This window comes from Flagellimonas pelagia (assembly GCF_003584135.1).
GTDB classification, from domain to species: Bacteria; Bacteroidota; Bacteroidia; order Flavobacteriales; family Flavobacteriaceae; genus Flagellimonas; species Flagellimonas pelagia.
Genome location: NZ_QXFI01000008.1, coordinates 165,868 through 175,087, shown reverse-complemented (window position 1 = coordinate 175,087; position 9,220 = coordinate 165,868). Strand labels below are relative to the sequence as shown.

Here is a 9,220-nt window from a genome sequence, read left to right as displayed (position 1 = left end):
AAATTTTAATGTATCACTTGAAAAAATAAGAATTCAGTGCCATTTTAGCTGAAGTAGCACATTGTGGAGGAAAAATCGAATGCTTTTGAGACACCAATTGAAAATAATTGGCAGTTATATCTATCACTATTTTGGGCATAAAGTACGAATCCTTTGGTGCCTCCACTCTCCCCACCATGCTACGGAGACCATGAACCTATTCGTTAACCATGCTCATTTTTTTCTTGAATTTACTTATGCAGATTTTGTCCGTACCGCAACGTGTATGCTCTAGGGTGTAGATCCAAAATTGTTTTTTTCCACCCTCTTGTTGGATATCACTTATGCTACTTTTATCCATATTGGAGAACTTGTGCTGAAAAAAGGACAATTTGGTTTTCTTGGCAAACTTATATTGACTCCTTCGCACCATCGTGTGCATCATGGTAGAAATCCCCTGTATATGGACACCAATTTCTGTAACCTTTTAAATATATGGGACAGGATATTTGGAACATATCAAGACGAGGAACTTCCCATCCAATATGGCATAACTCGGGAAATGGACTCAGGAAGCTTTTTTGATGTCTATTTTGGTGAATTTAAGTCGCTTTACAAAGATGTAAAAAATGCTCCGGGCTTAAAAAACAAAGTTCTATACTTGATAATGCTCCCCGGGGTGGAGTCACACAGGAGGGCGTCTAACTGCAAAAATTGATTTCGAACAATTTTTGAATCAAGATTCAAAATAGACACTAACAAATCTTATATAATTGTCTTAAGCTCGTATATATCTAATCCGTTGAATTGTTAGCTAAGAGGTATAAAATTTTACCAGACCAGTTATACAGTGAAGGTATTTAACCCCTTTCGGATGATGTGCCCGAAGGTATATTATTAAAAATCAAACCCTCCTAACATGTAATGATTGGTTGATAATAATTTCAATATCGCCTTTCAAAAAGTTTGAACTTTGTCCTCTTGAGTTGTGGACCACCTCCAGACCCGAATAACTCACCAGTCTCCTAATGCTCCCAAGGGATTGGAACCCATCTGTTTCTGCCAATACTCGTACAATAGTAAGTCTACGGATTCCCTTTATCCGTGCAATCTTGTCCACCCTATTTTGAAGTTCCCTTTCCTTCTATACCCGTCAAGGTAAAAATTCCCGATTCGTATCAAAATATTTCCTTTTCGAACCCCTAATACAATTCAGTTTATAAAAATTGTCACATGCTTAATCTATCAACATTTTTGGAAGACAGTGCCCTTCGACATGGGAAAAGACCCGCGTATACTTGCCATGGTAAGACCTATACCTTCTTCAGTATAAATGAAGAGGCCAATAAATTGGCCAATGCCTTAGTCACAATAGGCATCCGTCCCGGGGACAAGATTGCCATAAGTTGTCCCAATCTTGTGCAGTTTCCCATCGTTTATTATGGAGTTCTAAAGGCGGGGGGAGTAGTCGTTCCTTTAAGTATCCTTCTTAAGAAAAATGAGATTGCCTATCAATTGAAAGACAGTGACAGTAAGGTATATTTTTGCTTTCAAGGAAATGAAGAGTTTCCAATGGGGAAGTACGGGTGGGAAGCATTCAGGGAAGTTAACGACTGTGAGCATTTTTTTATGGTCATGCCCGAACCTCAAAATACTTTACCGATTGATGATATCCAAACATTATCATGGCTGGTCCATAATCAATCTCCATCCTATGAATCCATACCGACCAAGGCGGAGGATATTGCAGTGATTATCTACACTTCAGGTACCACTGGAAGTCCAAAGGGAGCTGAACTCACCCATGCAAATCTTTTTTTAAATGCCCTGTTATCCGCCAATAGCATCCTTGGGTTACATACCAATGATGTACAATTGATAACCCTCCCTTTATTCCACATTCTTGCGATGACCGTACAGATGAACACCTGTATTTTTAAAGGTGCTCATTGTATTCTTGTCCCCCGTTTTGACCCTGAAAAAGTACTCGAACTAATCGGTGAGTATGGGGTGAGTATTTTTGTGGGCGTTCCGACCATGTACTGGGCATTGCTCGATTACTTGCGCAACAGACCTGAAAAACAACCGGGCGAACATAAGTTACGCCTCTGTATCTCTGGCGGGGCCTCATTACCCGTAAAAGTGCTGCAAGATTTTGAAGAGCTTTTCAATGTGCTGATTTTAGAAGGGTACGGTATGAGCGAAGGATCACCCGTTGTCACTTTCAACCATCGCCAAATTGGTAGAAAACCCGGGTCGGTGGGCACTCCCATATGGGGTGTTGAAGTCAAGGTGGTCGATCAAGAAGGCAACGAAGTACCAACTGGCGAGAAGGGAGAATTATGGTACCGTGGGCACAATGTAATGAAAGGCTATTATGGACTGAAGGAGGAAACGGAAAGAATACTTACCAATGGGTGGCTGCATTCGGGTGACATTGCCATAAAGGACGATGACGGGTTTTTCTATATCGTTGACCGTATCAAAGATATGATCATACGCGGTGGAAAGAACGTGTACCCCCGAGAAATAGAAGAGACCATGATAAGGCACGAGGCCATTTCTCAGGTATCTGTAGTTGGTGTGCCATGCGAAAGATTGGGTCAAGAGATAAAGGCGTTCGTCGTCTTGAAAAATGGTAAGACCGTGACTGGGGAAGCGATCATTAAATGGACTAAGGAAAAAATCGCTGCATACAAGTATCCCCGTGAAATCGAATTCGTAAAGACCCTTCCCCTTAACGCATCGGGAAAGATCTTAAAAAAAGAACTGCGTAGGTAAAACGCTGCGAACTGAATTTTATAAAAACAGATTTGAACATGAAAAACAATAGGTTTTCTACCGATAAAATAAAGATGAGACCTTCAATTTTAAAAAGGGTGTTTGTGTTTTTATTGGTGTCAACGTTGGTAATACTGGGTTGTGCACCAAGCAAAAAGGCATTCATTGACAAGGGACAGCAAAAAATGTACAATGAAAGGTATGGCGAACATACGCGCAATGTTATGGATGTTTACCTGCCGGCCGGGCGTACCCCCGATACTCCGTTCGTGGTATTGATCCATGGGGGCGCTTGGGTACAGGCAGGAAAGGAATATGTGCGAGACATTCAAGATACATTGCTGGATCATGGCATAGCCGTTGCGAACATGAACCATAGGTATGCCAATGCGACCGATACCCATTATAAGCAAATGTTGCAAGATGTTGACCATGCCTTGGCCTATTGCAGCGAACACGCCGAAGAATGGGGCACACGGGATGAAGGATTTACCATGGTCGGTGCCAGTTCCGGGGCGCACCTCGCCATGTTATCTTCCTATACCACATCAAAGTCCATAAAAGCGATTGTCGATTTTTCGGGCCCCACGTATTTTGATGATACTGATTTATTGGACTATGCAGTAGAGGCTGGATTGATAGAAATGGTTCAGATGATGACGGGCAAATCATATGACAAAGAAAAACCACTGGATTCAGCATTCACCGATTCAAGTCCATTGGCACATGTCAAGGATATTCCTGTATTGATCATACATGGTACCTATGATGAAGTAGTACCCTTTTCCCAATCACAGATATTGGACAAAAAGCTCACATCGATGGGCTTTGAACATAAATTCCTAAAGATACCGAACGCCGGACACGATCTTGACCTTGATGATTCCGAAACCAAAAAGCTTGTCTATGGTGCAATGGTAGATTGGGTCCTAAAACATGGATATGGCAAATAGAGCCCATGGACGGACATAGAAGCCTTATGAACCGATATGAATGTAAAAATAAACTGAAACTCTAAACTAAACAAACATGAAAAATCTATTAAAAAAAGGTTGGTTGCCGTTGATTGTTTTTCAATTATCGATCTTAGCAATGTTTTCACAAACCAGAAAAATTATCGGTACCGTAGAAGGAACGGATGGTGGTGTCCTGCCCCTTGCCACGATCATAATAAAAAACACCAACAACTATGCGGTGGCAGACGAGAATGGGACATTCATCCTTGAAGACGCACCAGAAGGAAACGTGGTCTTGGTGGCATCATTTATCGGTTATGTCCAAAAAGAAGTTGAGGTCGGCGGACTGACAAACACTATTACTATTGTGCTTTCCGAGGCCAATACGCTAAACGAGGTGGTCGTTACAGGTGTTTTCGATAAACGAAAAAGGATGGATGCATCGGTGGCCATTACCACACTGGGCGCAGAGATACTTGAGAACCAGGTGCCTAAAAGTGCTTCGGATCTTTTGAAGAATGTTCCCGGCGTATACGTGAACTCATCTGTGGGCGAAATCAGGAACAGTGTTTCCTCACGGGGCATTACGGTAGGATCGACCGATGGCAGCTTTGGATACGAATACGTATCCATGCAAGAAGACGGTCTTCCGATTACAAATACCACCTATTTTAGTTACGGTCCTGACTTTTTTCTCCGTTCAGACGTAACACTGGCCAGAGTAGATGCCGTCCGCGGGGGGCCTGCTTCGGTTACAGCGGCAAACGCCCCTGGGGGGGTATTCAATTATATTTCCAAAACTGGAGGAAGCAAATTTGAAGGGGAAGTAAGAATGAAGTATGGCCTTTTGGGCAATGGCAAGAACAGCCAGGAAAGGGTCGACATTGGTTTTGGGGGACCTTTGGGAAATCGCTGGTTCTATAGTATTGGTGGATTTTATAGATACGACGAAGGGGCGCGATACCCTGGTTATCCCATGAACAATGGGGGGCAGATTAAAGGCAATTTGATGAAGTCCTATGACAAGGGTAATGTAAAAATTTTCTTGAAATACCTTGATGACAAGAATGGTTTTGCCCAGCCCATGCTCACCGTTGGCTATAGTGATCCAGAATTAGCATCTAGTTTCGATAGTGGCAGTGCCACTAATTTTCCCGAAGGATTCCAATATTCAGGTGAAGACTTAGTAAACGGGGGTACCTATGACTTTAATTCAGAAAACCAAGTCAAAAATAGATACCAATCCATTGCGTTGGGCTGGGACCATGATTTAGGAAATAATTGGAGTTTGAGCAATGCCACAAAATTCTCGCACAACACGGTACTTTACAATACTTTGGGGTCGATGATACCTTCATCGATAACTGATTTGGTTCCATATTTCTTTCTGGGTGGTTTTGGTGCCGGCTATCCTGGGGCCTTCACTTTCCGCGATGCCAACACAGGTGAAAACTTGGCCCAAGTCGATGTCACTGGTGGAGTGCCCACGGTCACCTCCAGTTCATTACCGGGTCAGGATGTACTCTCCAACTCCATCCTATTGCTTCCCTTGAGCTATTATGACAATACGGTCACCGAATTCATGGAACGTTTTTCGGTTAATAAAAAAATGGACAATATGAACTTTAACTTCGGTGGTTTCTATGGTTATACCAATGCAGAGCGCTTTTCAGGAGGGGACATAGCCTTGGGAACCATAGAAAACCATCCCAAGCTTTTGACTCTGAACTTTTCTGGCACTCCTCTTTATGGGGTCGATGATACTGGAACTCCCATAACCGGACCCTCTGGCGAATATCAATTTACAAACTCTACCGGAGTGGGACAGGGAACCGGAAACTTGGGAGCCTATATCTCTTTTAAAGCAAAGCAAAAACAGGGAGCCTTGTTTTTTGGCCATGCTTGGAACATCAACGAAAAAATGACTTTTGATTGGGGCCTGCGTTATGAAAACGTCAATATTGATGGGGAGAATATTAGGCCCTATCTTATAGGATCCCCCTTTTCTACAGGGGGTACTGATGGTAACCCTTTTACCACCTACAACAATAATGAGTTGGACTCATTGGCCACATTTAAGTTCAATTACAAGATCAACACGTTCTCGTATTCTGCCGCACTAAATTACAAGTTCAACGAAAAACTTGCTGTTTATGGACGATATTCACAAGGTAAAAAAGCACCGGATCTTGACTTCTATTTTACCCTAAACACCCCAGAAAACCTCGCATTGTACCGACCAAAAGTGCGAAGTACAGAACAGATTGAGTTTGGTCTAAAGGCAGGGTTCGGTAAATCAAACTTATTTGTTACGCCATTTTTCAGTGTTTTGAGTGGGGTGCCAGTTGGCCAAATTTTTCAAGATTCTGATGGTACTTATTACTTTCCACCAAGAACCTATGCAAAATACAATACCCCGGGTATAGAGATTGAGACCAATATTTTTATAAACGACAATTTGAGTTTGAGGGGAGTGGCCACGTTTCAAAAATCAAAATTGGATGAATACAATATTTGGGTGGCCAATGCAAATGGCTCCGATGATGATACACAAATATCGTATTCAGGCAATGAGGCGGAGAACAGTCCACGGGTAATGGCGAACATTGCTCCTACCTATTCCAAAGGTAATTTCTTTGGTTCTGTCGTGTGGTCCTATATGGGCAGCAGACAGGCCAATGCCGCAAATGTTTTCAAGTTACCGGCTTTTTCAGAGTTCAATCTTAATATGGGCTATAATTTTTCCAAGCGTTTCCAGTTAAGTTTGAACGTGAACAATCTATTTGACACCTATGGTGTAATGACCTTTCAACGCCCTGGAAGCCTAGGGCAAGTGTTGGGTGGTAATGCCAGTTTTTCAAAAGCCGAATACGATGCGGCCGTTACCGCAAATACCCCGTATTCTACCGTAGCCATACAGCCTAGGGCTTATTACTTGACCGCAACTTACAAATTTTGAAGATATTTCCAATCAGATATTAAAACAGATACATCCAATGAAAAGATTGAAAAAAATATTGAAATGGACGTCCCTGACCCTATTGATGGTTCTAGTAATCGGATTTTTATACTCTTACTTTATATGGTTGGCCCGACCGGGTAGTGTTTCCTATTTTTCCGACATTGAAGACAGTCATTGGCACACCGTTGACATGGGCAACGAATCCATGTGCAGCGATGGGTCGGAGTATTTCATCTTTGTTCGGAAAGGTAAATCCGATAATGTCATTGTCCATTTTTCAGGGGGAGGTGCCTGCTGGGACGATAATACGTGTACCAGGCCCATCACCCTATACAAGGCCTTGACCGAAGGAGACTCCAAAGATCTTAAGGCCTTTTATTTTCCCATCGAACTCGACTTTCAGTATAAATTTTTGAGCGGCATCTTTAACAACAAGGAACAGGAGAACCCGTTCAAGGATTGGAACATCGTCTATATCCCCTACTGTACGGGCGATTTCCATATCGGGAACACCACCACTGTTTATGAAGCGGATGGTAGTGAAATGGAAGTGCACCATAATGGTAGGAACAATGTTTTGACCGCTTTGGATTGGGTGTATACCAACTTTAAGGCCCCAAAGAAAATATTGGTGTCAGGTGAAAGCGCCGGTGGCTTTGCCTCGGCCTATTGGGCACCCGCGGTGGCAGAACATTACAAAGACCTTCAGAGCATCTATCAATTGTCGGATGGATCGCAGCTCACATCCGACCGATGGCTCACTATCTTGAACTCGGTCTGGAAAAGCGACAGTCGGTCGTTGCTTAAATTTGACATCGGCAATGATGCCTATGCAGATGCGCTGCTCAACCGTTATGATTCGATCAATGAAAGGATCAAGCACTTGAATAGCCATACCTTGTACGATGTTATCTTACCAAGGTTCTATGCATCCCTGAACCATCGCCAGACCAATGATACGGGGTATATTTATGAATGGTCGGAACACATGAAGGCATCAATCCAGCGACTCGATAGTTCGGATATCGATTATCAGTATTTTTTGACCAATTGTAGGTACGATTCGGAAAAAGTGGCTACCCCACATACTTTGCTGGGGTCCGATTCCAGCTTATATCACTGTAGGTCGAACGATTTGAGATACATTGATTGGCTGCGAAAAAATATATTGGATGATGAGCACATATCGGCGGGTAGCGATTTATTGTATGCCAAAAATAAATATTGATGAAGAAATTCTTATATATACCCTATGCTATTTTAATGGTGCCTGCTGTTTTGGTATTTGCACTGATGTTATTCGGCACATTTGCCAATTGGCCCATGTATCTTGGTGGTTATACCGGTCTGTTGCAATCGCATTATTCTGCGCAGATTCTAGTTGTGATTTTCGTTTTTTTGGGTCTGGCATTCCTAGTTTTCAGGAAAAAATCCGCTAAATTGACAAAATATTTGTTCTATGGAACAGGTGTCTTGTTCGTGGCACAGGTTTTTGTCATTGCCACACTCTACCGCACCGCTTTTAAACACCAACTTCCCTTATCGTTCACCCAGGCATTGTCAACCAACTTTGGGGTGCAGGGACCGCATGAGACCTTTTCTTATCTGGAATTGGATGGGAAAAAATATTTATTGGATGTTTATAGGCCTTTCGAAGGTGCAAAAAGGTCCATTCCCGTCATACAGGTACATGGTGGGGGCTATGTGGCTGGATCTCGTACTGATGACCGGCACCATGAATGGTTCACCAAAAAAGGTTTTACAGTTTTTGATGTTGACTATCCATTGGCAACCGATGATATGCACACCTGGGAAACCGCTGCAAATGCCATAGCTACAGCTGTAAGCTACGTGGTCGAGAACGCCCAAAAATTCAATGTGGACACGTCGAAACTTATTCTCTACGGAGGATCTGCAGGTGGCGGTCTAGTCATTCAGGCAGGTTACGGCCTAGTCAATGGTAATATTACACCCTATTCTCAAATAGAGCCTGTGTCGCCAAAAGCCATCATTGCGATTTTCCCCCCTGTCGATTTCACGGTGATGTGGAAGATGGCAGGTCAGGGGGTGTTGGACATGCGCTCCAATGCCATACAGTTTGTCGGGGGTTCCCCTGATGAATTTCCCGAGCGTTATAAAAGGTTGGATATCGTCAATTCCTTGCACAAGGGTCTACCAGAAACACTTATCATCACAGGTTCCCGTGATCATGTTGTACCAATTGAAGGAGCCCGAAAACTGCTCCGAAAGGCAGAACGGCTTCAAGTTCCCATCTCATATCAGGAGGTGCCATTCGGTGAGCATAGTTTTGAAGCAAACGCAAACAGTCTGAGCGGGCAGATAAAATGGCAGGCGATGGAAAAATTCCTAACAAAAAACAAGCTCATGGATTCCCATTGACTCAACCCGACCATGAACGCCTATTAAAAAACCTTTTCTGCTTTCAGACATCTTCCAGTTATCAATACTTGTTATTTAATATAATTTAATAATACAGATGAATATCTACCTTATTTTTAGTATATTAAGTTTTTTTACCAAA

The 9,220-nt window shown here is 42.8% G+C and carries 7 protein-coding genes; 6 read left to right on the top strand and 1 reads right to left on the bottom strand.

The window, feature by feature from the left end:
* Window positions 1-289: 289 nt before the first annotated feature.
* Complete coding sequence (locus D2V05_RS19785; RefSeq protein WP_313786743.1) at window positions 290-697, top strand: sterol desaturase family protein; 408 nt, start codon at window positions 290-292, stop codon at window positions 695-697.
* A gap of 186 nt (window positions 698-883) precedes the next feature.
* Here D2V05_RS19785 and D2V05_RS19975 read toward each other — a convergent pair whose 3' ends face one another.
* A complete protein-coding gene (locus tag D2V05_RS19975) occupies window positions 884-1,099 on the bottom strand; it encodes a transposase (protein WP_119645876.1) in 216 nt (71 codons plus the stop codon).
* A gap of 113 nt (window positions 1,100-1,212) precedes the next feature.
* Here D2V05_RS19975 and D2V05_RS01775 point away from each other — a divergent pair, with 113 nt between their 5' ends.
* The 5 genes from D2V05_RS01775 to D2V05_RS01755 all read left to right on the top strand — a co-directional run bounded on the left by D2V05_RS01775 (window position 1,213) and on the right by D2V05_RS01755 (window position 9,078).
* Entirely contained in the window at window positions 1,213-2,760 is a 1,548-nt protein-coding gene (locus tag D2V05_RS01775) for a long-chain-fatty-acid--CoA ligase (protein WP_119645875.1), read from the top strand.
* Between the two features lie 38 nt (window positions 2,761-2,798).
* A complete protein-coding gene (locus tag D2V05_RS01770) occupies window positions 2,799-3,713 on the top strand; it encodes an alpha/beta hydrolase (RefSeq protein ID WP_119645874.1) in 915 nt (304 codons plus the stop codon).
* 76 nt (window positions 3,714-3,789) lie between these two features.
* The gene (locus D2V05_RS01765) at window positions 3,790-6,675 is read left to right on the top strand and encodes a TonB-dependent receptor (protein ID WP_119645873.1); all 2,886 of its coding nucleotides are present in this window, start codon (window positions 3,790-3,792) and stop codon (window positions 6,673-6,675) included.
* A 37-nt stretch (window positions 6,676-6,712) separates the two neighbouring features.
* A complete protein-coding gene (locus D2V05_RS01760) occupies window positions 6,713-7,906 on the top strand; it encodes a pectin acetylesterase-family hydrolase (protein WP_119645872.1) in 1,194 nt (397 codons plus the stop codon).
* A complete protein-coding gene (locus tag D2V05_RS01755) occupies window positions 7,906-9,078 on the top strand; it encodes an alpha/beta hydrolase fold domain-containing protein (protein ID WP_119645871.1) in 1,173 nt (390 codons plus the stop codon). The genes D2V05_RS01760 and D2V05_RS01755 overlap by 1 nt, the downstream gene beginning before the upstream one ends.
* Window positions 9,079-9,220: the final 142 nt, after the last annotated feature.

What these genes read in the sequence shown, in the direction of transcription:
- D2V05_RS01775 (WP_119645875.1), top strand. Translation starts at nt 1,213, where the DNA reads ATGCTTAATCTATCAACATTTTTGGAAGACAGTGCCCTTCGACATGGG.
- D2V05_RS01770 (WP_119645874.1), top strand. Translation starts at nt 2,799, where the DNA reads ATGAAAAACAATAGGTTTTCTACCGATAAAATAAAGATGAGACCTTCA.
- D2V05_RS01765 (WP_119645873.1), top strand. Translation starts at nt 3,790, where the DNA reads ATGAAAAATCTATTAAAAAAAGGTTGGTTGCCGTTGATTGTTTTTCAA.
- D2V05_RS01760 (WP_119645872.1), top strand. Translation starts at nt 6,713, where the DNA reads ATGAAAAGATTGAAAAAAATATTGAAATGGACGTCCCTGACCCTATTG.
- D2V05_RS01755 (WP_119645871.1), top strand. Translation starts at nt 7,906, where the DNA reads ATGAAGAAATTCTTATATATACCCTATGCTATTTTAATGGTGCCTGCT.